The following is a 23,643-nucleotide window of genomic DNA, read 5'->3' as shown; positions in this document are numbered from 1 at the left end:
TTGGGGCGATCGAACTTCCTCCTGACGACTCACCTGACTGGGGGAGTGGGGAGTGGGGAGAGTGGGAGAGTGGGAGAGTGGGAGAGTGGGAGAGTGGGAGAGTAGGAGCATTTTTTCTTCTACCTTCTACCTTCTACCTTCTTCCTTCTTCCTTCTTCCTTCTTCCTTCTATTAAAATCCAAAACTCCGCTTACCATCCGGCTTAACAGTCAGCCAATTGGTCTTTGCCATTGCCAGTTGTTCCTCAGAAACTGTAGCGTTCGTAAGATTCGCCCCGCACAAATTTGCTCCCCGCAAATTCGCCTTAGTCAAATAAGCCCCCGTCAAGTCAGCACCTCGGAAATCCGCGCCTTCAAAATTGGCAGTGCTGCAATAAGCCTCAGTCAAATTAGCATCTCGCAAATTCGCCTGAATTAACCGGGCGTGACCCAAATTCGCCCCCGACAAATCCGCTGCTTGCAAATTTGCCTTCACCAACCTAGCCTGATAAAAATTCCCCCCCGCTAACTGCGCTTTTTGCAGTTGCAAACCCGACAGTTCGCAGTCAGCAAAATCGCGCTTGCCTTTAAAATATGCTGCTCGCACGCTGTTGGTGTCCCACTTAGGAGCAACTTTCGATACCTTTGACGCTGCTAAATTGCCGCTAGAAGGTCCAACCGTTCCGAAAGTTCTGCCGGACTCAGCCAGAGTCCGGGAAACTCTCGGCTGCATCCCCGTGTTCCCGGATTGGGTGAAGGAAGTTCTACCAGCGCGGGTGTGGTTCGATCGTAAATCTTGATTGATTTTGCTCTGAGGCGGTGACCAGGAAGAACCCTCGTCATTAAATATTGTCGGTTCTTCAACTGTACGAGAAGAGGCGTTGAATTGAGTTGCCAAGCCATCCATAAGACTTGGGTCTTCAAATTGGCCCGAGAGAGCTCTGAGGACATCTGCTGCCGATTGGAAGCGGTGCCCAACCATCGGCTTCAGCATTTTTTCGAGAATCCGCGCAAAATTTGGACTCACCTGAACGTGGGGCTGCCAAACAATTTCGCCCGTTACTCCATCAAAATCTAAATCCTTGGGCGATTTTCCTGTCAGCAAGTACAAGCAAGTCATGCCCACCGCGTAGATGTCGCTGGCAAATATCGGCCGCAGCGCCATTTGTTCCGGGGGGGCAAAACTAAATGTGCCGACTGAAAATTTCGTGTTGGCGCTTTGGTCGGCGGGGTCTAATAATATTGTTTGGCTAACTTGGTCTTTTACCGCTCCGAAGTCAATCAGAACTAAGTGGCTGTCTTGAACTCGGCGAATAATATTTGCGGGTTTGATGTCTCGGTGAATTACTCCTTGGCTGTGGATATATTGCACTACTGGCAGAATTTCTAATAGAAATTTTTTAACATCCGATTCGTTGAAACGGCCTGACTGCTTGACTTCTTGTTTCAAAGTCGAGCCTTTAACATACTCTTGAACTAAGTAGAATTGCTGTTCCGTTTCAAAATAGTCTAGCAGCCTCGGTACTTGGGGGTGGTCGCCAAGTTGGCCGAGGGTTTTCGCCTCTCGCTTAAATAATTCCCGCGCCATTTCTAAAACTCGCGGCGACGAACTACTGGGTCGCAGTTGCTTAACTACACAACTCGGTTGACCGGGCAATGAGATGTCTTTTGCCAGAAATGTAGCTCCAAAACCTCCTTGTCCTAACGGTTCAATGACTTGGTAGCGAGCGCGCAGCAATAACCGCGCACCGCAAGTCTGACACTGAAGAATAGAGTCAGCAGGGTTTTGAGGATGGGGACAGCCCGGATTTACGCAGTAGCTCATATTGATTGAGTTTGCCTATGTTGTTCTGATCTTGTCAGCGTCGCTCGACTGCACAAATAGCCTGTTCCTACTTCTGGTAGACATACTAATCTATCAGTTGTCGGCTGGCCGTGCCTTCGATGGCGAATTGGAATTGCACCTAAGTCTTTTAGGCCGATATCTTTTCCCTATTTTGATTATCTCGCTGGTCTGAGTTTTTTCGGTTGATTATCCTTGAAGATAGTTTAAAGACTTGCTAAAGTTGTCCTTTTTTGTGTAAAGTCTTTCTAAACTTAGGTGCTTTTTGCATTGTTAGATGTCTCTAGCATACCTCATTCTCTGAATAAGAATGCTACTCATCCCCCAGTAGACATCTACCTTGGGGCAGATCCCTTCTTTTTGCTTATGTGTACCATAACAGTCTTGACAAAATTGAATTAGTATGCTAAGAAAAGCTTTCCCGAATAAATTCTGGGACTCAAAAGTCGTAGCCTGTCGGCGCGGACTTTTGACTAATAACTACCGAGCACTGACAACTAACTACTGACTAAATTATGCGTATATCTCTAAAGTGGCTCCGGGAATTGGTGGATGTGGCGATATCCCCGGAAGAATTAGCCGAAACCCTGACAATGGCTGGGTTTGAAGTGGAAGAAATTGAAGACCGCCGCCCGTGGGCAAGCGGCGTAGTTTTGGGCAAAATCATTGCCTGCGAACAGCATCCGAATGCAGACAAATTGAGAGTTTGTCAAGTGGATGTGGGTTCCTCAGAAGCTTTGAATATTGTTTGCGGCGCACCGAACGCTAGGGCAGACATTTATGTGCCTGTCGCGGTTGTGGGCACTTATTTATCGACTATTGATTTAAAGATTAAACCGGCTAAATTGCGGGGCGTTCCTTCCGAAGGAATGATTTGCTCTCTGGCCGAATTGGGACTATCTAAAGAGTCAGCCGGGATTCACATTTTCGATTTAGAAAATCCCGAATTGGGCAGCGATATTCGCCCGCTTTTGGGTTTAGATGACGTGATTTTAGATTTGACAGCAACTGCCAACCGGGCAGACGCTTTGAGCATGGTGGGCGTGGCGCGGGAAGTGGCGGCGCTGACTGGGGCGAGTTTGAGAATTCCCGCAGCGAATGGTGTTGCGATTGAGGGCAAAGAAAGTCCTGGTTTGGCAGTAGAAATATCGGAACCGCAAGGATGCCCGATTTACATCGGCACGGCAATTGAAGGTGTGAAAATTGCTGCTTCTCCAGCTTGGTTGCAGCAGCGGTTGCAGGCGGCGGGAGTGCGGCCGATTAATAATGTAGTTGACGTGACTAATTACATTTTATTGGAATGGGGCCAGCCGCTGCACGCTTTCGATCGCGATCGCCTGCAATCTTTCACCGGTACTCAAGATATCAGCATCGGCGTCCGCTTTGCTAAAACAGGCGAATCATTCAAAACTTTGGACGGACAAAACCGCAATTTGCAAGCACAAAATCTGTTAATTACTGCTAGCGACAAACCTGTTGCATTAGCTGGAGTAATGGGTGGTGAAGACACGGAAGTTCACGAAGGAACGCAAAATTTAGTCCTGGAAGCCGCGATTTTTGACCAGGCAACGATTCGCCGTTCTGCGCGCGCTCAAGGCTTGCGGAGCGAGGCATCGATCCGCTACGAACGGGGGGTGAATCAGGCGGCTTTAACGACGGCTTGCAACCGCGCTGTAGCTCTAATTTTGGAGTTGGCTGGAGGCACTGCGACGGTGCAGAAAACGGCGAGTTCGGGCGATGATTTGAGTTTTTCGCGATCGCTCGAATTGCGTCTCGATCGAGTAAATCTGGTTTTGGGGCAGTTGAAAAGAGGAGAAACAGGCGGTTCTAAATATCTGGAACCGGAAGAGGTAAAAAATATTCTCACAGCCTTGGGATGCGACGTTGTTCCAACGGAAAAAGAGCGGGTTTGGAATGTGACGGTGCCGCCTTACCGCTATCGCGATTTAGAAAGGGAAATAGATTTAATTGAAGAAGTTGCCAGACTGCACGGTTATGACAATTTCTGCGATACTTTACCCAGCAAAACGGAACCCGGTTATTTGTCACCGGAATATGCCGCAATTCGGAATGTGCGATCGGCTTTTCGGGCGGCCGGGTTGACGGAGTTGATGCACTATTCTTTGGTGAAAACTGAGGGAGAAAATCAGGTTGTGCTGGCGAATCCGCTGTTTGTGGAGTATTCGGCTTTGCGGACAGAAATGCTGTCGGGTTTGATTGATGCTTTCCAGTACAATTTGGAACAGGGAAATGGGGCGCTAAACGGTTTTGAAGTCGGCCGCATTTTCTGGAAAGATGGGGATGCAATGAAGGAAGCCGATGCAGTTGCGGGTATTATCGGCGGCGATCCGACTGTGTGGAAATGGCAGCAGGGAGGGCGCGATCGACCTTTGACTTGGTTTGAGGCCAAGGGGGTTTTGGAAAGCGTGTTTCAATGGTTGGGTTTGGCGGTGGAATATCAAAGCGATTCCTCTGATACGCGCTTGCATCCGGGCCGCACGGCTGCGTTATCGTTAAACGGGAAACATTTAGGGGTTTTTGGACAGTTGCACCCGCAATTGCAGCAACAAAAGGATTTGCCTGAGCAAGTTTACGTGTTTCAATTAGATTTAGCGGTGCTGTTGGGTGAATTAGGGCGATCGAGCAACTTAACTCGCAAGTTCGCGGGTTATTCGAGTTTCCCCGCTTCAGACAGAGACATTGCATTTTTCGCGCCTGTAGAGGTTGCGGTTGTTGAGATGCAGAGTGCGATGAAAAAGGCGGCGGGTAGTTTGCTGGATTCCGTGGAACTGTTCGACGAATATCGGGGCGACAACGTACCGGCGGGACAGCGGAGTTTGGCTTTTCGGTTAATTTACCGCGCGGGCGATCGAACATTAAGCGAAAGCGATGTCGAACCGGCGCAGCAAAAAGTGCGCGATGTTTTAGTTGAAAAATTCGGCGTTAGTTTGAGAAGCTAAAATAGGCTCCTACTCACTAATAAACCGCCAGGGAATGAATTCCTTGGCGGACTCAGGGAAAAATCGTTAAATTGACACCAAGGGCCGCAACATATCCCGCACAGCGAAGGAAATATCAGGAAATTGCAAAGGACAAATACTCCCATCATCCGCCAGAATCACTTGACTTAGATAACCATCCTGACTCGGTTCTCGAAAAACGTGAAGTTGCCGATTATTAACATCCAAAACCCAATAATCTGCAATTCCAGATTGAGCATAAAGATTTGCTTTTATCCCCAAATCTGTTCTCAGCGTAGTATCGGCTACTTCAATAATCAGATAAATTTCTGAGGGAGTTGGATGGTGGTCTTCATAGTAAAGTGGATCTGGTATGACTACAGAAATATCGGGTTCTGGTTCAGAGTAATTATTGAGCCGAACCGGGTCTTGCAGTCGCACAAAAATCTGCTCTCCTAAACGGTTATCCAGTAATATCTTCGTGCGCGCAATCGCCGCACCGTGGGCTGTTCCTTTGGCTGCCATCTTTACTATCTGTCCCGCCAGTAATTCTACTCGTTCATCTTCGTCAAGAATCCCAATTTCCGCCATCCGGTGATATTCTTCAACCGTCAACAGGCGAATGTCTAATAAAGTCATAGCAATCTTCTCCTATCTAACAATCATCTCTCTTTCCCCTCTTCCTCTGCGCCCTCTGCAGTTCATTAATCTTATTCTTAAAATTTTAGTTAAAACCTCTTACTCTTATTGTACAATAACTTTTAAACAAATTCATCTAAAGCTCAAAAATATGACCAAATATGTGATGTGGGGAAGTTACTGCGAAGATGTTCTAGAAAAACGCGCTCCCTTTCGGGACGCTCATTTAGCCGGATTGGCTAAGCAGAAGGAATCGCGTGTGTTAAGTACGATCGGGCCTACAAAAGATTTAACTAAAGTTTTTGCAATTTACGAAGCCGAAGATGAGGCGGCGGTGCGACAATTGGTGGAAGCCGATCCTTATTGGGTAAATGGGGTTTGGACTGAGTACGATGTGAAAGAGTGGATTCAAGCTTTTTGAAGGGGTTAACAGGGTGAACATCTTAAGATTGCATGACAGCGATTTAGTTCCAGTGGACTATGGCGATTTGCTGGCCAAGATTTTAGAAGTTTTGCAGGAAAACAATCTCTTTAGCATTTCGGCTGATAAGCGTCGTCTGCTAATAGATATTGACGCGGCAGCTAATCAAATAGCCACTTCGCAAGTCTTGCCACCTTTGGGTTCTTGTGAACGTCAAGCACGTTCGGCTACTGTCAATTTTCCGGCGGAAGTTGAAACTAGATTTGGCATTCAAATTAGACAAATTAGAGAACATTTGCGACAACATTTAGCATCTGTTGTGGGAGGAGATGGTATTGAAAATTTCGTAGCTAGCTTAATTGAGCCTTTAGAATCACCGTCTTTTCAGGGAAGTGGCACCGACTTAGGTTTCAAATACGATTTTGCCAAATCCTATCCTACCTTAGCAAAAAAAAAGCTAACTTTGCAGCGCCCAAATACTGTTGGAACAACGGCAATTTTAAAGCTGCATAAATTAACTATCGCCGTGCGAGATTCAGACATTTTTCAGCAACAACTGAAGGAGGGTTTAGAGAATTACATTGATGAAAATGCTGACACTGAAAGCGATAAGCAAGAACTGCATCATCTGCTTGATGAGATGGTGCAAAATGAAAATTCTGATTTCCATAAGTTGCTCAAACTTGTAGACAAAGAAACTCTCGGTAAGCTGAATAAAGAAGCTAAGATTACTTACTTGGAGTACCTGCTAGAAAACATTCGCAATAGCAGCACAGATAGTCTTGGGAGCGTCTATTTAGAAGACTTGATCCGGCGGATTAGGTTGCTCGAAGCATACATTGGCGATCGCACAAAAGATGACGGCTATTATAATGTCAATTATGCTGGTGTCACGGTTAACTACAGAGATATGTTTTCCCGAGCGGAAGTCTTAGATGCACTTCCCATCATTCCGATTGTAGCAGGTTATTTAGGAGAAACCACAGACAGCCATTTGAACGAACGTAAATATATTTTTGGTTTAAAACTGAAATTTGGCAATGAAGTTCAAGCCCGCGGCGGTGAACCTGTATTTGATTATAACCTGAATTTGCTCAATCCTGAAAGTGAGGAACACAAAGCCGAATTAGCCGATAGTTACACTAGCGAAACCTTTATTCGCAAGGTATTAAAAATAGCATTGTTGTACTATTTTGTATTTGCTTCTCTGAGCAATCCTTTAGCGCCGGATTACAACCCTGAATCTGAATTAACTTACGATCCTAGACAAAGCTTTGAATCAGTAATTTCTGTACTCAGAGGTTCTGATGAAGAAAAGAAAAAGGGGATATTTCGAGGTATCAAAAGAGGGCTTACTGAATATAATGTTGACGTTAAAATAAACAGTCTCAAGCAATTATTGAAAAACTTTATAGATAGGCAAACAATTTTGCCAACTCGCACAGAACCGCGACATATCAGCATCAAAAGAGGCATCCTAGAAGATATCGATAACGCTTTAACGACTGGTCGATTTTTCACTGATGTTCTGCAACAAAATCCCAAACAATCACTCCAGTATATCGCCGTCGAACAATCGAGCATCAACGAAACAGCTATCTGTCAGCTACCAGTCAATATCACAATCGAAGATGTCCGCTACTTCCCTACTGAGGAATTCCAGAATTTCAGCATGGAATATTACATTAAGGACATCAATGCTTTGCCTGTACTTTGGGTTCCTGAAAGTCAGATGAATGTATATAACAGCAGTTTTTCCAAACAGTATAAATTGCTGTTGTTTCGTTATAATAATAAACGTTTAGACAGCAAGGACGGTTTGAAACCAGATGCAGCATTTGTTTACAAATTTTGTGTTTCGCTGCTGTCTTATATTTGCCTGCAAATCTTGTTACAAAATCAGAAAAAGAATTTGTTTGTTCCGATGGTGAGACTTCACGAAGGCGACCACAATAACCCTTCGCCGTCGGAAAAGTTTATGGCTAACGTTTCTAAAACATTGTCTCATCTGTTTAGTGAAAAATATCGCTCGACTTCTCAAGGCTTTCGCGTCAAGCAAAAACCGAATGGTTACAGTATTCGCAACGGTTTGAGTTCCCTGTACTCAATATTGCCTAAAAAGTTTAAATTTCGGAATGTTCCACTATCTCCAGAGTTGGACAATTTAGCAATTATTGTCGTATCAAGTTGCGAAAGCGATGCAAAAAAAGGTAATAGCGATCGCTTTCAGAGAAAAACCTGTTTGTTAGGCGAAGTTGCGGGAATTAAACGCCTATCAGAGGATACAATTCAAGTCGGAATGCTGAAAACTTTGTCCGAAAACTACAGCGTTCAACACCTTTACAGTCAGCCGTCAATCCTCGAAGATACTGTCAGTCAGCTATATAAATATGGATATCGCAATTTCCTATATATTGCACAAGTACCTTATATGAGCACGCTGCACATTACCCAGACGGATGAAGATGAGGAGTTGTTTTTTATGTCGAAAAGCTTAATCCAAACGTTGAAAGGAGAGCGGCAAGATATCAGGATTTATCCGGTATTTTTTGATAAATATTACGTCCGCAGTCCTAAACAACACAAGGGAGAATCTTTTTACATTCAGGATACAACGGAACTGGAAAGTTTATCAAAAGATCCCAGTCAACAAGCTGTGATGTTTTTTAATCTGTTTAATGGTATCAAAGTAGAGCAAGGGGAAAAGAACTTTTACAACGGTGTAATTTCTTACTCGACACTGTTGAATATATACGAAGGCATTCTCGATGACCAAGATATTCGTCAAGGTTTGATGTACGATGGTGAAATTAAAGATACTTTACTGCACTATTTAACCATCTTCCACTTTTCTAGGTATGAAGCCCGTCAACAGATTAGTTTGAAACTCGATCCTTACGCTCATATTATCGGCGATGATTCAGTTGGTACTCTATCTGTTTTTATTCATGGAGGCGGGTGTGCGGATTTTAACTCGCTGGCTTTTTTGAATAAGGTAAGAGAAGTATTGAGCGTAACTGAGGGAGGTACAAAATAATGATAAGTGAAGATTTTGGACGGCTGTTTGAGGTTGGATTTAATATTGGGATTTTGGCATATATTAAAAAGGAAAAGCTAGCTCACAATTTTGGTAATTCTTACAGTCTGGATTTGCAGCATCTCAAATTGCCAAAGATGATGGCGGAAATAATCAGAGAAGCTAATCTGCTGAGTATTTTAGATGCTGAGGTTGTTGAAAAATGGAGCCTGTTTTTTGTCCAAAAAGGCTTTATTGGTGGGTTAAATTTTTTCCGGGATTACGTCAAATCTACTGGCTGGAATTTGCCGCGCTTAAAAATTTTGTACTGTCAGTGCAGTTTTAGTGATGCTAACAGTATCAGAACCTATAACAAGGGTGAGAAAGAAGCATTTAAAGAGCTATTGTCTCAGTTAAAAACCGCCAAACCGAGTTTATCAGATGATGAGATTAACTCCTACATCCGTCGCTACTCGAAAAAAGGCGAGTTTTTGCAGGCTGATACGCTGATGCTGTTACAGTATGGCAATGATTTTAGAATTCTCTGCGTTGATTTGTCTGTGTTTTCTCCGACGCTAGCTCCAAAACCGGAGGATCTCAATGAAATAGAGGTGATACGGAAATATTTGATGAGAGAAATTAGCTATTTGCGATCGAAAAGTGTGTTTTCTAATCTGCGGATGGATACCAGCACTTTAGGTGTGGATTTCTCGGAGGATTTAAAACGATTTTTTACAGCTTTTAAGTATAAGGATAAGGAAAGCACTAAGTTAATTCAGGCTGGTAGCTATGCTCACAGTTTCTATGGATTTCTACAACAAACTGGTATAATTTCAAGCGATGCTGAGGTTTTGTTTAATGTGGTTGGTTATGGTGATCGCAATATTAGCACAATTTCCCTACGCAAGGACAAAATCAAGTTATTAGCAACTTGTGCCCAGATTTACCAGAATGAACCGAAAGGTAAAGAGATTAGCGATGCTCGCAGCGAAGTTTTAGATGTTATTCAACTCAACGCGGCTCGCAGTTTTAAAGAAGGCAGAAAGTTTGTTGATTCTTTGTTAGGAATTGGGAAAAATGTCACTGAACCTCTACCTCATACTGAGCGGATAGACAATTTTGTTAATTCAATAGATATTATATCAGATAAACTGGCAGATGAGTTGCAAATTTCTCGCGGATTACATTTGAGAAGTGCTCACGCTGAATTGATTGTGAAAGCGCTTCAGTCTGATGAAACTTATATCTTTTTGACTGGGAATCCGGGAATAGGTAAAACAACTGCGATCGCCAATTTCCTCAAAACCCATATCGACGACGGTTTCTTATTCCTGTACGTCAGTCCCCGCAAGCAAGTAAACTTGGATATTATCGAAAAATTTAAAGATACAAAGACTGGTTTCCTGTGCGAGGATCGGTTATTCTGTATTAACACAAACTCAGACCTTATTGCAAGTAATGCTGGCCGGCGTACTGTCAAGTACGCCTCCAATAGCCGTAGCGAAAACTTTACAGAAAAAACGGTTCATTTTCTCAAAGATAATCCCGAGGTTCAGGTAAAAGAATACCACCAGCGAGAAATTGAAAGAAAGAATGAAACCGTAATTAAACCAGCTAGCCTCAAAACTATGGGAGTGCTAAATAGCATTTGCAATGGAATTTATAGCGTAATTAACTGTAAAATTTCTAATAATATTGTCGCTACGGTTTCTATCCAATCTTTGAGAATGAAAGAAAATAGACAAAATACCCTTGATTATTTAGAAAATATATTTCAAGATACTTACAACAAACGGGATAAATTTGTCATTCCCGCTAAGATGCAAGAAATATCCAGTCGCATCAAACATATTTTTATTATGATCGATGAAATTACTGGAGATGATGGTGGGGTTGAGTTTTTAGATGGAATTGCTAAGATTGTCAAAAAACATGAGTTGCACAAGCTGGAACACGGCTTTAATACTAAAATTATTGTAGCAGATGCTTCGATTGTGGACTCCGAGGTGATTAAACAACACCTTGATAACACGTCACCGGAACCCGATAAAATCTACTTTAAAAAGTTAGCCAAAAATTCTAATATAATTGAACCTTTACAAGTCATTCCTTTTAAATTTAAGAATCTACCTGCAAAGGTGATCAATGCGAATTCCTACCCGGCGCGCAGTTTAGAGATAACTTACAAGGTATTTGTAGAAAGTGTTAAATATCAGGAAGATGCCCCTTTGAAACAAAATAGTAATTTACTCAAGCGGGTACAGTCTGAAATAATTGAGGATATCAATCAGCGATTAGCAATCCCCGGTGTGGAACAAATTATAGTATATATTCAAAACAAGCAAAGATTGGCAGAATTAATTGAAAAAATTAAAGAGAGTCGCGAAAAGTTTGAGCCTTTTACCGATTATCTGGAAATTCACGCGAATATCTCGGAAGAGGAGAAACAAAAAATACAGGAATTCAAAACTACAGCTAAAGTAATCTTTATGACTGCCTCGGGAAGTCGTGGACTTTCTTTCCCGAAAACTAAGCATATTTTAGTGGATATTCCCCGCTTCCAAATAGAGAAAAATCTGATGGAAGTGATACAGGTGATTTATCGGGGACGCGGGGAAGATGAGTCAGGTAAAACCCTTGATGGTGAAGACAAAGAATTGGTTTTTTATCTATCTGATACCGCAGTTTATTACGCTGATGATGCGGAACTTTCCCTGCAAGAAAGCAAATTGAGTTTGTTAAATTTATTGCTAATTCTCAAGACGGCGGTGATGACGCGAATTTCGGGATACGGTTATTTAGGTAGGGATAAGTTTTTGATGATTCCGATTGGTGGAAAGTCGGTTTCCGCAGTGGGGGATACTTTTAGCAGCAAAATGGCTTCTCTAATTAAGACGTTAAAAAGCGAAAGCCACCGAGGAAATAGGTTGTTACAGGAGGTTTATAGGAGTCTGGAACAGCTTTTGGGTCGCGGGGAGTTCGTTTTGACGAATTCTGATAAGTCTCGTCAAAAGGGCGATTCTTACCTGGAAATGCGGGAGGATTTTAATCGGAAGTTTTTGGACAAGTGTAATCCTCTTGCAGGTTTGCTGAGTTATGATAATTTAGAGATTGGTCATGTTTGTGGGAGTTTGTTGGTAGTACCTCTAGCTAAGCAAAATTTGCTGGAAAACTACCAGATGCGACTGCATCAGGAAATCAAGAAATGTGTAGATAATCAGTTGCTGCAAAAAATGTATCGCATCAGGGATAGCGAGTCGTACCCGGAGAATGTACGATCGGCAATTAGAGGAGGTGCGATCGAGTTATTGCAATTTCTCAACAGCGATGTGGAGAAAACTCAGTATTTTGAAGAGCAGAGTCAGCAGTTCGATCGCTATTATGCCATACCCCTGTTTGCTTTTGTTAGCGGGGAGGAAATGCAGGAGTATTTTGCTGACAGTAAGCTGGAAGAACCGGAAGACAGGCGGTATCGGGATATCTTGTCGGCTTATGTGCGATCAATCTACCCTGTAGATAGTGTAATGCCGATCGGGCACAAGTATCGAGATTTTCCATTTATCGTGTTTAGAAGCTACAGTTTAGAGCAAAGTAGAGAAAAGATTTTTACAGATAAATATCTTTTAAGTTCCAACGAGTTAAACGTGCTTAATTTAATTTTGTCGAAGCAGGTAAACTGAAACTGGTTGGGTGCGTCCTACAATTTTAGATTTTAGATTTTAGATTGCGAATCAAGGATGACTATCGGGGTTTGGATATTGCCTACAGTGGCATTCTTGTTTGAAACGGCTATCAGTTAGGTGTCCCCCTATCCGCACAGACAATAAAACTCTTCCTCACTCTTTTTGTCCCTGCTTGGCTACTCCTGACCGTTTTTTTTTGCGATTTAATCCCAACTTCTGTAACGCGCTACACATTGCTGTTTTACCCACCCAATTTCCTGTTCTGTGGGCAAATAGCTCACCCAACTCTACTAAGGTTGCATCGGCATTTGCTGTCACTATTTCTCGTTATCTCTGTTTCGGAATTATTCAAATGACTATACCTCGGTTTCCCTCTGGGTTTTGGCTGTACATTTCCCTCTATATTTTGTTGTTTGACAAGCTTTTGAACTAAGCTTTTACTCACAGCAAATATTGCTGCTATTGTTCGGATAGACAGCTTTTGCTCGCTTATGTGCTGCTACTATTTTTTTTCGCAAATCTACTGAATATGCTTTCAGGGGAAAATTATTTTTTAGTCGATTATACTGTACCTCATAATATCCGGAAGTGCTGTAAATCTCCGATTGAAGCGGGTTGCTTTGATTGTTAGTAATTAGTTAACTGTGATTTTATAATTTTATGATACAAACCTTAATTGAGCCGTTGCAGTACCGATTCATGCAGCGATCGCTCATAATTGCCATTCTCGTCGGCATCGTCTGCGCGATCGTCGGCAGCTACCTAATGGTACAGCGGCTGGCCTTGCTCGGAGACGCCATCAGCCACTCGGTTTTGCCCGGATTGGCGATCGCATTTATCCTCGGAGCAAACATCTTTCTCGGCGCGTTCATTGCCGGAGTTTTGAGTACAGTAATCATAGCTTGGATCAAAGCTCGATCGACAATCAAAGAAGACGCGGCAATGGGCATCGTATTTTCGGCATTCTTCGCCCTCGGCATCACCCTAATTACGATCGTCCAAAAAGACAACAAAATCGACCTCAACCACTTTCTTTTCGGCAATATCCTCGGGGTTACGGCTGAAGATGCGATCGACACAGCCGTCATAGTCGCCGTAGTCTTATTAGTTGTAGTATTGTTTTACAAAGAACTGCTATTTTACACGTTCGATCCATTAGGAGCGCAAGCAACAGGTTTGCCAGTAAACCTGCTCAACTTCGGACTGATGGTACTCATCGCGCTCACAATAGTTGCCAGCCTTAAAGCCGTTGGCGTAGTGCTAGTCTTGTCCCTATTAATTACACCTGCAAGTACCGCCTATCTCCTAGTCACTCGCCTGCACCAAGTAATGATTTTAGGCGCAATAATCGGAGTTATTTCCAGCATTAGCGGAATGTATCTCAGCTACTTCTATAACTTGCCATCCGGCCCCGCAATAGTTTTAGTTGGCTCGGGATTCTTTGTGCTATCATTGCTGTTCAGTCCCACTCAAGGAATCCTCACCCAGCCCCGCACACACTCCGGTCAAATTCCTCCAATATGGCGGGAATTAAAAAATTTAACTAAAGGCCCATAACAATTAACTTTGTGGTAACGCTTCAGCGCCGCCCCTCTCATTGTTAATCAGGATCTTCCTTAATCCCCGTGGATGTGCGGTTCAAAAAAGCCTCTTCAATTAATACCCGTAACTGCGAATCGTCGGCTGCATCCAGATTTGGTAAAAATGGTTTTTTTTTAGGAGTGCGAGACAGCAAAAATGGGAGGCTGTCGCAGCGGGCGATCGCAACTGCGAACTATTGCTCAAAAAAACTGTACAATAACAAAAGTTAAAATTTCCAGCAAACAGATCTACTAAGTTAAAAAAACATGACCGTCAAAGTAGGAGACACCGCACCCGATTTTACCTTACCATCTCAAACTGGCACATCAGTCAGCCTCAAAGATTTTAAAGGTAAAAAAAACGTCATCGTCTACTTTTACCCCAAAGACGACACACCCGGATGCACCACCCAAGCTTGCGCTTTTCGAGATAGCTACGAAGTCTTCAAAGACGCAGGTGCAGAAGTCATAGGAATTAGCGAAGATACCCAACAATCACACCAGCAATTTGCCACCAAATATCAGCTACCCTTTACACTGCTGAGCGATACTGGCAACAAAGTTCGGCAATTATACGGAGTTCCAGCTACCCTGTGGATTATGCCCGGTAGAGTAACTTATGTCATTGACAAAGAAGGCGTTGTTAAGCATATTTTTGACTCGATGTTAGACTTCAAAGCACACGTTGCAGAAGCACTCAAAACTTTAGAAGCTATCAAAATTTAGATGGCGCGCGGGTGGCCAGAAACCGGGTTTTTTTACGAAAATGATTTGCTGTATTTAGCAAATTAGTTAAAAAACCCGGTTTCTGCGATATTGGCGCGAAAATCGCAATCTATTGTTTACATGGTTTAATAAATCGCCCTTTTTTAGCTCAAGTCTATTGAAGAATATTGGACTGAGACGGGGATGCTTGATTGACAGGAGAAAATATTATACTAATTATGAAAAATATTGATACATAGAAATTAGAGGTTCTCATCCGTAGGGAAACGGCTTTGCCGTGCCCGGCCAGGAGTTAGGTTAATGTTTGTAGCAAAAGTCAAAAAAAAGTATATATTGACAGGGTTTGTATTGCTGTTGGATTTGCTTTTGTAGGGAGTGTGTGTTCAATTAGTTTCCCCAGCGAGTGGGGAGGCGGGTGATGTGCAGTTCGTCGTGCAGGCGGCGCGTTTCCATTCAATTAGTTTCGCCAGCGAGTGGGGAGTTGAGCCAACAAATTTGGTGCGACCCTTGCGCCGATGCAGCTCAGTTTCCATTCAATTAGTTTCCCCAGCGAGTGGGGAGTGGCGCGTTGTTCAATCGATTGGGCTAATCTTAAGCCGGAGTTTACCATTCGCATCAATTTCTATATCTACATGATGCCTTCCGCTTGATGTCACAACAGCAAGAGTTCCAACTATGGCTCCGATACCACCGCCAACTGCTGCTCCAACAGGGCCACCAACTATAAATCCAAGAATAGCACCTGCACCTGCACCAGCAAAAATATAGAGGGCAGAGTAGTTAATTGTAGTAACCCCAGCAGAATAAGCGATGAATGCGCCTGTAGCTATATTTACCCACTCTCCCGATTTGTTCTTGTGTAACTCAAAAATGGTTTTTAACTTCTCTGGAAGGTCTGAATATCGGTCGTAGTCTGTAATAACTTCAACTTGCTCACTTTGCTCCAAGGCTGTCTTTAGCTCACGATAAAAAATTTCTGTATCTGAGAAAACTAACTTCCGCATACATTCCATTCAATTAGTTTCACCTCCATTCTACACCCCAGACAGCGCAAATAGTCTAGAGGGAGATCGGCGACACCCGCGACAAAAAATTAAGGAAGAGCCGAGGGACAGTTTTGGCAAGCTGCTGTATGTTAATTATCAGATAGATTTGCCCCATCGCTCCCTGAACGAATTCAGTCTGTGGGTGCAAAGATATATGGATAGCCCCCAAGTGCTTTCCCCGCCGAGTTTGGTAGAAAAACACCGACAAGCAGCGAAAGATTTAGTCGCGAGATACAGCTAGCTGGTAAAGACAGATTTTACCACTTGTTCGTAGTGAACACCTCAGTCCTGATTCTCTAAAAAACCCAGAAAGGACTAAAGTCCTTACTAAAAACTCGTGGTTCGTAGTAAGGACTTTAGTCCTTTTTTGCTAACGACTTGCAGCCATTAACAATGAGCACTCAGCAATTATCTAGCTTTTTGCAACACTCGATTTTTCCGATGTAGCGCTTTCGGCAGTTTTGCCATTTTTGCTATTACCGTTACCGTTGCTGTGGCGGGGTTGGATAACTCCATAGCCACCGTGACTCTTGCGTTCGTAGAGTACGTTAATTTCGTCGGTTTCCGCGTTACGGAACATATAGAAATCGTGATCGATAATCTGCAATTGTTCCAAAGCTTGTTGCACCGTCATTGGAGGCATGGCAAAATACTTAGTCCGCACCACCTCAGCAGGAAGTTCGGGAGTTCGATCGCCAATCAGATCTGCTACTACAGGATGTTCCTCAACTACCGTAACCGTTTTGGCACTACTCTGGGTCTTGTTGTCGTGGCGTTTTTCCTTAAATTTCCGCAGTTGACGAGCTATCTTGTCGGCAACCAAATCGATGCTAGCATAAAGGCTTTCCGTGCTTTCTTCAGCCCGAATCACGCTGCCGTTAGCATAAATTGTCACCTCAGCAGTCTGCTTAGGATTGATCCTGGGGTTACGAGCCACCGATAGATGTATGTCCACTTCTGTAGTCAAAGTTTGAAAATGGCTAACTGCCTTTTCAACCTTTTGATTGACGTACTCGCGAATCGCATCGGTGATTTCTATATTCTTACCCTGGATAACAAGCTTCATAGAGCTCCCTCCCTTCTGTAACGTGGGTATATTTTACACAGTAGCACTATGTATTCTGGAAAACACTTATCTTCCAAATCTTTTATTATATGTTGACAATTCTTGATTTAAGCTGCGCCAATATTCCGTAAATACACTCTTGATTTTTTTCATGATTTCTCCTCTCATCCCTCAACAACTAAATGCACAACCCTGCTTACTCCTCGATTGGGGACAAGTGCCCTACTCCCAAGCTTGGGAAATCCAGCAAAAACTCGTGCAAGAACGGCGCGACACGCCTGATTTGCCAGATGTCCTGATTTTGCTGGAACATCCGCCGGTTTACACTTTGGGAATGGGAGCAAAGTTGGAATTTCTGAAATTTGACCCGGGCCAAACTCAGCCGGAACTGCACCGAGTTGAGCGGGGCGGCGAGGTGACTTACCACTGTCCGGGGCAATTGGTGGGCTATCCGATTTTAAATTTGCGGCGTCACCAACAAGATTTGCACTGGTATTTGCGACAGTTAGAGGAAGTGCTGCTGGGGGTGCTAGAAGTTTTGGGGTTGAAGGGTTCGCGGGTTCCCGGTATGACTGGGGTTTGGGTGGATGGGTGCAAGGTAGGTGCGATCGGCATTAAAGTCAGCCGCTGGATTACGATGCACGGTTTTGCTTTAAATGTTTGTCCGGATCTTGCAGGCTTTGGGCAAATTGTACCTTGCGGGATTCCCGATCGACCTGTTGGCAGTTTGGAGCAGTTTATTCCGGGAATTGAGGTCGATCGAGTGCGATCGCTCGTTATCGCTGAGTTTGCTCGCGTTTTTGCAGTGGAAATTGTGCGATCGGAACTAATACCAATCTAAAAAAGCTTCCCGTAAGGACACAGCATTGCTCGCAGTATATCGTCAATGTGCTGTAAGTTCTACAAACTTTTGGCGTCCTTATGGGATACTTTTTCCTCAAAAAAGACACAGATTAGTAGGAAAGGATACGGGTATGACCAACTTTTTAGAAAGATTTAATAATACCCTGAGACAAAGAATATCTCGTAGCGTCCGAAAAACTGTTTAATTCTCTAAAACACTATCCAATCACATGGGATCTATAGCAAGTCTATTTGAGTCATGAATGTAGAACAACCTGAAACGCTTGTGATGATTGAATCGATTGTTTACAAATCAAATGGTTTTGCTATATATTCTAATAATTTCTAATAATTTCTTATACTAGCGCACCTTGAATCTTCCTTTTAGTAGAGATTATCGAACAGTTTGAAGTATTCTTTTTCCTCCCGGAATATCGCTGTCAACAACATAAAAATCTTGCGGATAAATCCAGTGGGTGCCCAGGGGGCCGTGAATTTGAATGCCGGTCATAACGGCATAGGTAAAAATAGAGCGATCCAGGGTATCTAAAAGATGTTCGACATCCTCAGAAATAATTCGAGATGCCAATTTTGTAATTTCTATTAAATCGGGTTTATCTCCATAGGTAATGGTTGAAAGAATTTTTTGCCGAATAATTGTTTGTTCAATATCCTGCATATCCATTTCTAGCTTCAGGTGCCCCGCTGCCAACTCTTCAACAATCGCTTCTAATGCTCCACAGGCATGGGAAGCTTTTTGAATACCATCTCGATAAACCATGCCAATATCGCCATGTCTAGAAATAGCGATGTGGGGCATGGCATAAAAGGTAAAACGACGAATGCCATCAACTATAGGGGTATGGTCTGTCGCAGAAGCTAACCCAGTTTTGCCCATCATTACAAATCCAGCTAAACTGCAACAATTAAAGGTTTTCCCCCAGTATCGAATTACTTCGGCGAATAGGGGTTCGGCGATTTCATCCCGACAAATTGCTATCATTCCCATCGTATTTTCATCACAAAAACCGTAGGTACTCAAGCTTTGGAACGTCTTTCTCATGTACTTGCTCATGGGTAATGCCCCTGGAAAGTGAGTAGAGAGCATTTGATGAAAAGCTGGAAACACATTAGGATCATAACCATTTAGTGTTTGGGGGATAGTTTCGCCAAGCTGATTGATAGGATTCTGGGTCATCTTTTCGCTGCTCTTAATTAACTGGTGAGATCCTTCACTTTAAACTATTGAGGCAGGGTTTGGAGTATGCGACTACTAGAAATATTCCCTCCCAAGGAATCGCATCAACGAATTATAGCAATCCGATCTGAGTCTCACAACACAACTTCCTCTTGTCTTCCTAGACTTCTTGTATAGCAAGACTTTCAGATTTTAGAAATCTAGAAAATCACTTAGGATTGCTATATGCAGGACTACCGATTTTTGGGAAGATTCCTAGGTGATCAATTAGACCTGCTACTCAGCCCCGATCATCTAAGTTTTCTACTCTCATCTCCGATACTTTTTGCATGGGCTGCTGAATGTTGAACAGAGTGTGACGCTTCGATCGCAATTTTACCCTATTTTTGCGCGATGATTGGCTGATGCACGCGATCGCCATTCACGCATTTTGTGGCTCGAACTTGTGACTGCCAGGTCATTAACTCGGTTCATGACGATCGCCATTTTCACGAACTCAGGTTTAACTGTTGATTTAAAAAATTCACCATCTCCACCACACAAGGAGTTAGGGCAAATAAAAATGCTCTCGGCTACTTTGCCGAGAGCATTTTTGAGTAGTTAAACTGCGTTTTGAGCTCAGTTTGAGCTCAGTCATAGACTAAAGCATAGACAAAAATCCCTTAAACCCAAAGCCGATGGTGGGATTTGAACCCACGACCGTTCGATTACGAATCGAATACTCTACCCCTGAGCTACATCGGCACAGACAATTTTGAATTATAGCACAACCTAAGCTAAAAAAGCAAGGAGTTGTAGAATTTAATTCACAACTCCAAAACTCCTAGCTCACCAACAGTTAAACGGTCACTTCCGTGTCAGTTGAGCCGCCTCTGGCCCCGGAATAAACTAAACCCCGCTGCATATCCAGCGTCAGCATCGTTCCGTCCCGAATTACCCGCGTGGCATTCTTCACGCCCACCATCACCGGCACGCCCAACCGCAAACCGATAATCGCGGCGTGAGAAGTCAAACTGTCCTCCTCCGTCACCACACCGGCTGCTTTCCGAATCATCTCCACAAAAGCGACGCTGGTGTGCTCCACTACCAAAATGTCTCCTGCGTGGAAATTCGCCACATCCGCAGCAGTGCGAGCAACCCTGGCCATGCCGCTCACCGATCCCAAACCGACACCGGTTCCTTTGCCTAAAACCGCTGTCACTACCTCAACTTTGATCAAATCCGTTGATCCGGCAACCCCTTGCAGAGTACCGGCGGTCATCACCACTAAATCTCCGTCGCACACTAACTCTTTTTCCTGGGCGACAGTCATCGCAGATTGAAATGTCTGGCCGGTTGAGGGCAAATCCAACACCAGCAAGGGTTTGACTCCCCATACTAATTGGAGTTGTCGGGCTACGTCTACGTGAGGAGTAACTGCCAAAATTGGAGTTTTCGGTCGGAATTTCGAGACATTTCGGGCTGTAGCGCCGGTTTTAGTCAGCGTCATGATGGCAGCCGCGTTCAACTGTTCGGAGATTTGGCTGACTGCTTGGCTGATGCCGTTGGGGATCGATCGACCAATATCTTCTACATTCCTAATATTCCGTTTAATTCCTTCCCTCTCCATCCGCACCGCAATTCTCGCCATCGTCGCCACCGCTTCGACGGGGAACTTGCCGACAGCAGTTTCATTCGAGAGCATCACCGCATCAGTTCCGTCAAGAATCGCGTTGGCCACGTCGGAAATCTCGGCGCGGGTGGGACGGGGATTGTTGACCATGCTATCGAGCATCTGGGTAGCGGTAATTACCGGAATACCCAGGCGGTTGGAGGTAGCAATCAGCCGCTTTTGCAAAATCGGCACATCTTCGGCGGGCAGTTCCACTCCCAAATCGCCACGGGCGACCATCACGCCGTTGCAAAGGGTGAGAATTTCCTCCATTTGTTCGATCGCCTCGTGCTTTTCGATCTTTGCGATCACCGGTACTTGCTTGCCCGCACTGGCTATCAGTTCTTTAATTTCGAGCATATCCTGGGGATTCCGCACAAAGCTCAGGGCTACCCAATCGACACCTTGGTCGAGCCCGAACATTAAATCTTTGCGGTCTTTATCAGTCAGCGCCTTAATTGACAGGTAAACTCCCGGAAAATTCACGCCTTTGTTGTTAGAAAGCGGCCCGCCGACGACGACGCGGCAGTACAATTCCCGCGAAGTGCGGTCTACTTTTTCGACGCGCATTTCCACTTTCCCGTCGTCGAGCAGAATCACTGCTCCCTCTGGAACTTCGTCTGCTAGGGGATCGTAGGTGACTGAAGAAATGAGCTGGGTGCCGGGAACCTGGCGGCTGGTGAGAATGAAAGGATCGCCGTTTTTGACAACTATAGAGCCTGTCTCAAAGCGCCCTAAACGAATTTTCGGGCCTTGGAGGTCTTGGAGGATGGCGACCGGCTGGTTGAGTTCAAAGGACGTTTGCCGGATTAAGCGAATGCTGCGCTGGTGGTCTTCTTCTGTTCCGTGGGAAAAGTTGAGTCGCAAAGTTGTGGCACCGGCTTCTATGAGCTGACGCAGCACTTGTGGGTCCGAAGTTGCTGGGCCAATGGTGGCGACGATTTTAGTCCGGCGTAGGGCTTTTGGCAATTGCATCAGCGGTGTTCTGGGGAGGCAGGTGGATTTCTTGTTTAAATTTCGGCTAACGTTTCATCTTTGCACTACAAGCAATGACGCTAGTCTCAACTCTTAAAAATTTTGATAGTCGTCAAAAAAGCAGGTATTGAACAATATATAGAATATCTGACTTTTTACCCATCGGTAATTTTTTCTTCGGGAGCGCTCTTTTTTGCAAATTTTTCCGCTCTCAGGCTTGACATAAATACAGACATACCCATTTATTTTATGTAGTCTGCTCAGCCCTTTTGGCTAATCTAGGACTGGTATCCTTGTACAACAGCAATACTTTCCTGTTTGTGCAGAGGCTAGTTTCTGGCGATCGAACTCAGTTCTTTCATAAAACTTTACTATTGTCTGGCTTGTATCTTATACTACGCAAGTGTGAAATATTAAGGAGTCTTAACAAAGATGTCGGAGGCAGGACGGCCGCTGACAGTGCCGAAAGAGTTTCTGAGTCCTCCCGGTGACTTTAATCCGACACTGCTGCTGTTTTTGAGTGCAGTAGTGATTCTCGTGATTTCTAACTTGGGTTTCTGGTGTTGGGGATGGCCGCAGTGGTGCTGTTTTTCGCTGAACGTGTTGGCTTTGCACATGGCTGGAACTGTGATTCACGATGCGTCTCATAATGCGGCCCATCGCGATCGTACAATTAACGCTATTTTGGGACACGGTAGCGCGCTGATGTTGGGTTTTGCTTTTCCGGTGTTTACACGGGTACATATGCAGCATCACGCCCATGTCAATGACCCAGATAACGATCCAGACCATTATGTTTCGACCGGCGGGCCTTTGTGGTTGATTGCTGCGAGGTTTTTTTACCACGAGATTTTCTTTTTTAAGCGCCAACTGTGGCGGAAATACGAACTATTGGAATGGTTTCTCAGCCGTTTGTTTGTGATGGGGGTGGTTTATATCGCCATTCAGTACGACCATTTAGGTTATGTGCTGAATTTTTGGTTTTCTCCGGCTTTGGTGGTGGGCTTGGCCTTGGGGTTATTTTTTGATTATTTGCCGCACCGTCCGTTTCACGATCGCGATCGTTGGAAAAATGCCAGAGTATATCCTAGTCCTATTCTAAATATCTTGATTTTGGGGCAGAATTATCATCTGATTCATCACTTGTGGCCTTCCATTCCTTGGTACAATTACAAGCCTGCTTATGAGGCTGTCAAGCCGCTGTTGGATGAGAAAGGTTCCCCTCAAAGTTTGGGAATATTGGAAGGGAAAAAGGACTTTTGGAATTTTATATATGACATCTTTTTAGGGATTAGGCTGCATCACAAGAAAGCGTCTGATTGACAAAAAACCCGGTTTCTTTGAGAAGCCGGGTTTTTTTATAATAAAAACTTTTAACGATATATTCCCAAGGCAGGTTTTGTACTGTATCAAGTCCTGTAAAAAATCAACCCACCTGTAATGGTGAGTTAAATTTTAAATCAAGCCCAAAGTGAATCTATTATTTTTCCCCAGACACCGCCACCGCTAAATTCCTATCGGGGCGCAAATTTTGAGCTCCCCGCAAATAAGGATGATAAATTTCAACGTGTGCCGGCCAATTGACGTGAATTAAAAACCGAATGCAGCGTTCCAAAGCACCCTCAACGTGCATTTGCTGTACATCCAACAAAGGAACATTACACCAGTGGGCACGTTCGCGGGCGATCGCGGCCGGAAACACAGCATCTAAATCACGAGTTGCAGAAAACGTAGCACTAATAATTAATTCTGGATTTATATCATTTTTTGCTTCTAATTCATCTAACAATTCTCTCACCGTTTCTCGAATTGCTTCCACCGAATTCTCGCTGGCAGTTGTTGCCCCGCGAATCGCCCGCACTTGCCACTCCACGCAAATTTCCTCCATTTTTTGTCAGTTGTTATCGCTCATTAGTCATTAGTCATTAGTTATTAGTCACTAATAAGTAGTTATACTAAATTAGGCTTAAATACCCACTTTATTTCTTAGTCCGCCCTTGAGTGGACTTCGTTTGTGT

At 44.0% G+C, this 23,643-nt stretch carries 16 protein-coding genes, 1 tRNA gene and 1 pseudogene; 10 read left to right on the top strand and 8 right to left on the bottom strand.

The annotated features are described in order from the left end of the window. Positions 1–171: 171 nt before the first annotated feature. On the bottom strand, positions 172–1,803 hold the full coding sequence (locus QT994_RS04725) for a serine/threonine-protein kinase (RefSeq protein ID WP_333172185.1): 1,632 nt from the start codon (positions 1,801–1,803) through the stop codon (positions 172–174). A gap of 533 nt (positions 1,804–2,336) precedes the next feature. Here QT994_RS04725 and pheT point away from each other — a divergent pair. After that, entirely contained in the window at positions 2,337–4,781 is a 2,445-nt protein-coding gene (gene pheT / locus QT994_RS04720) for a phenylalanine--tRNA ligase subunit beta (protein ID WP_333172183.1), read from the top strand. A 66-nt stretch (positions 4,782–4,847) separates the two neighbouring features. On the opposite strand, the gene QT994_RS04715 is transcribed toward pheT, so the two are convergent. Next, complete coding sequence (locus QT994_RS04715) at positions 4,848–5,420, bottom strand: Uma2 family endonuclease (protein ID WP_333172181.1); 573 nt, start codon at positions 5,418–5,420, stop codon at positions 4,848–4,850. 151 nt (positions 5,421–5,571) lie between these two features. Between QT994_RS04715 and QT994_RS04710 the strand changes: the two genes are divergently transcribed. The 5 genes from QT994_RS04710 (at position 5,572) to QT994_RS04690 (ending at position 14,846) form a co-directional block, all read left to right on the top strand. After that, positions 5,572–5,841, top strand: coding sequence for a YciI family protein (locus QT994_RS04710; RefSeq protein WP_333172179.1), 270 nt, complete (start codon positions 5,572–5,574; stop codon positions 5,839–5,841). A gap of 13 nt (positions 5,842–5,854) precedes the next feature. After that, positions 5,855–8,878: a hypothetical protein gene (locus QT994_RS04705; protein ID WP_333172177.1), complete on the top strand. Its 3,024-nt coding sequence runs from the start codon at positions 5,855–5,857 to the stop codon at positions 8,876–8,878. Continuing rightward, positions 8,878–12,537: a helicase-related protein gene (locus tag QT994_RS04700; protein WP_333172175.1), complete on the top strand. Its 3,660-nt coding sequence runs from the start codon at positions 8,878–8,880 to the stop codon at positions 12,535–12,537. The genes QT994_RS04705 and QT994_RS04700 overlap by 1 nt, the downstream gene beginning before the upstream one ends. Before the next feature lie 663 nt (positions 12,538–13,200). Beyond that, entirely contained in the window at positions 13,201–14,097 is an 897-nt protein-coding gene (locus QT994_RS04695) for a metal ABC transporter permease (RefSeq protein WP_333172173.1), read from the top strand. Positions 14,098–14,387: 290 nt separating this feature from the next. Continuing rightward, on the top strand, positions 14,388–14,846 hold the full coding sequence (locus QT994_RS04690) for a peroxiredoxin (RefSeq protein WP_333172171.1): 459 nt from the start codon (positions 14,388–14,390) through the stop codon (positions 14,844–14,846). Positions 14,847–15,418: 572 nt separating this feature from the next. Here QT994_RS04690 and QT994_RS04685 read toward each other — a convergent pair. Then, the gene (locus QT994_RS04685; protein ID WP_333172169.1) at positions 15,419–15,850 is read right to left on the bottom strand and encodes a hypothetical protein; all 432 of its coding nucleotides are present in this window, start codon (positions 15,848–15,850) and stop codon (positions 15,419–15,421) included. Between the two features lie 148 nt (positions 15,851–15,998). Between QT994_RS04685 and QT994_RS04680 the strand changes: the two genes are divergently transcribed. Then, positions 15,999–16,133 (top strand): hypothetical protein, encoded by a 135-nt coding sequence (locus tag QT994_RS04680; RefSeq protein ID WP_333172168.1) that lies wholly within the window; start codon positions 15,999–16,001, stop codon positions 16,131–16,133. Between the two features lie 171 nt (positions 16,134–16,304). Here QT994_RS04680 and hpf read toward each other — a convergent pair whose 3' ends face one another. Further along, positions 16,305–16,958, bottom strand: a complete 654-nt coding sequence (hpf, locus tag QT994_RS04675; protein ID WP_333046739.1) for a ribosome hibernation-promoting factor, HPF/YfiA family — start codon at positions 16,956–16,958, stop codon at positions 16,305–16,307. A gap of 151 nt (positions 16,959–17,109) precedes the next feature. Between hpf and lipB the strand changes: the two genes are divergently transcribed. Both lipB and QT994_RS04665 read left to right on the top strand, forming a co-directional pair. Beyond that, positions 17,110–17,799 (top strand): lipoyl(octanoyl) transferase LipB, encoded by a 690-nt coding sequence (lipB, locus tag QT994_RS04670; protein ID WP_333172166.1) that lies wholly within the window; start codon positions 17,110–17,112, stop codon positions 17,797–17,799. Positions 17,800–17,821: 22 nt separating this feature from the next. Further along, a pseudogene (locus tag QT994_RS04665) lies at positions 17,822–18,004 on the top strand (IS1 family transposase); the annotation flags it as partial. Between the two features lie 191 nt (positions 18,005–18,195). Here the strand turns inward: QT994_RS04665 and QT994_RS04660 are convergent. The 3 genes from QT994_RS04660 to pyk form a co-directional block, all read right to left on the bottom strand. Then, positions 18,196–18,999: a hypothetical protein gene (locus tag QT994_RS04660; RefSeq protein ID WP_333046741.1), complete on the bottom strand. Its 804-nt coding sequence runs from the start codon at positions 18,997–18,999 to the stop codon at positions 18,196–18,198. A gap of 672 nt (positions 19,000–19,671) precedes the next feature. Then, positions 19,672–19,743: transfer RNA gene (locus QT994_RS04655), tRNA-Thr, on the bottom strand. 94 nt (positions 19,744–19,837) lie between these two features. Continuing rightward, a complete protein-coding gene (pyk, locus tag QT994_RS04650) occupies positions 19,838–21,625 on the bottom strand; it encodes a pyruvate kinase (protein ID WP_333046742.1) in 1,788 nt (595 codons plus the stop codon). Between the two features lie 432 nt (positions 21,626–22,057). Between pyk and crtR the strand changes: the two genes are divergently transcribed. Continuing rightward, positions 22,058–22,948, top strand: a complete 891-nt coding sequence (gene crtR, locus QT994_RS04645) for a beta-carotene hydroxylase (RefSeq protein WP_333172164.1) — start codon at positions 22,058–22,060, stop codon at positions 22,946–22,948. A gap of 157 nt (positions 22,949–23,105) precedes the next feature. On the opposite strand, the gene aroH is transcribed toward crtR, so the two are convergent. Next, positions 23,106–23,513, bottom strand: coding sequence for a chorismate mutase (aroH, locus tag QT994_RS04640; protein WP_333172162.1), 408 nt, complete (start codon positions 23,511–23,513; stop codon positions 23,106–23,108). Positions 23,514–23,643 lie beyond the last annotated feature (130 nt).

It is taken from the genome of Microcoleus sp. S13_B4 (assembly GCF_036700885.1).
Taxonomy (GTDB): Bacteria; Cyanobacteriota; Cyanobacteriia; order Cyanobacteriales; family Microcoleaceae; genus Microcoleus.
Note: the sequence above shows the minus strand (reverse complement) of the source record. Positions and strands in the feature narration are given on the sequence as shown.

Coding starts and splice junctions, on each gene's coding strand:
- pyk (WP_333046742.1), bottom strand. CDS start 21,625: ATGCAATTGCCAAAAGCCCTACGCCGGACTAAAATCGTCGCCACCATT.
- pheT (WP_333172183.1), top strand. CDS start 2,337: ATGCGTATATCTCTAAAGTGGCTCCGGGAATTGGTGGATGTGGCGATA.
- QT994_RS04660 (WP_333046741.1), bottom strand. CDS start 18,999: ATGACCCAGAATCCTATCAATCAGCTTGGCGAAACTATCCCCCAAACA.
- crtR (WP_333172164.1), top strand. CDS start 22,058: ATGTCGGAGGCAGGACGGCCGCTGACAGTGCCGAAAGAGTTTCTGAGT.
- QT994_RS04710 (WP_333172179.1), top strand. CDS start 5,572: ATGACCAAATATGTGATGTGGGGAAGTTACTGCGAAGATGTTCTAGAA.
- QT994_RS04715 (WP_333172181.1), bottom strand. CDS start 5,420: ATGACTTTATTAGACATTCGCCTGTTGACGGTTGAAGAATATCACCGG.
- QT994_RS04685 (WP_333172169.1), bottom strand. CDS start 15,850: ATGCGGAAGTTAGTTTTCTCAGATACAGAAATTTTTTATCGTGAGCTA.
- QT994_RS04695 (WP_333172173.1), top strand. CDS start 13,201: ATGATACAAACCTTAATTGAGCCGTTGCAGTACCGATTCATGCAGCGA.
- lipB (WP_333172166.1), top strand. CDS start 17,110: ATGATTTCTCCTCTCATCCCTCAACAACTAAATGCACAACCCTGCTTA.
- hpf (WP_333046739.1), bottom strand. CDS start 16,958: ATGAAGCTTGTTATCCAGGGTAAGAATATAGAAATCACCGATGCGATT.
- QT994_RS04725 (WP_333172185.1), bottom strand. CDS start 1,803: ATGAGCTACTGCGTAAATCCGGGCTGTCCCCATCCTCAAAACCCTGCT.
- QT994_RS04690 (WP_333172171.1), top strand. CDS start 14,388: ATGACCGTCAAAGTAGGAGACACCGCACCCGATTTTACCTTACCATCT.
- QT994_RS04700 (WP_333172175.1), top strand. CDS start 8,878: ATGATAAGTGAAGATTTTGGACGGCTGTTTGAGGTTGGATTTAATATT.
- aroH (WP_333172162.1), bottom strand. CDS start 23,513: ATGGAGGAAATTTGCGTGGAGTGGCAAGTGCGGGCGATTCGCGGGGCA.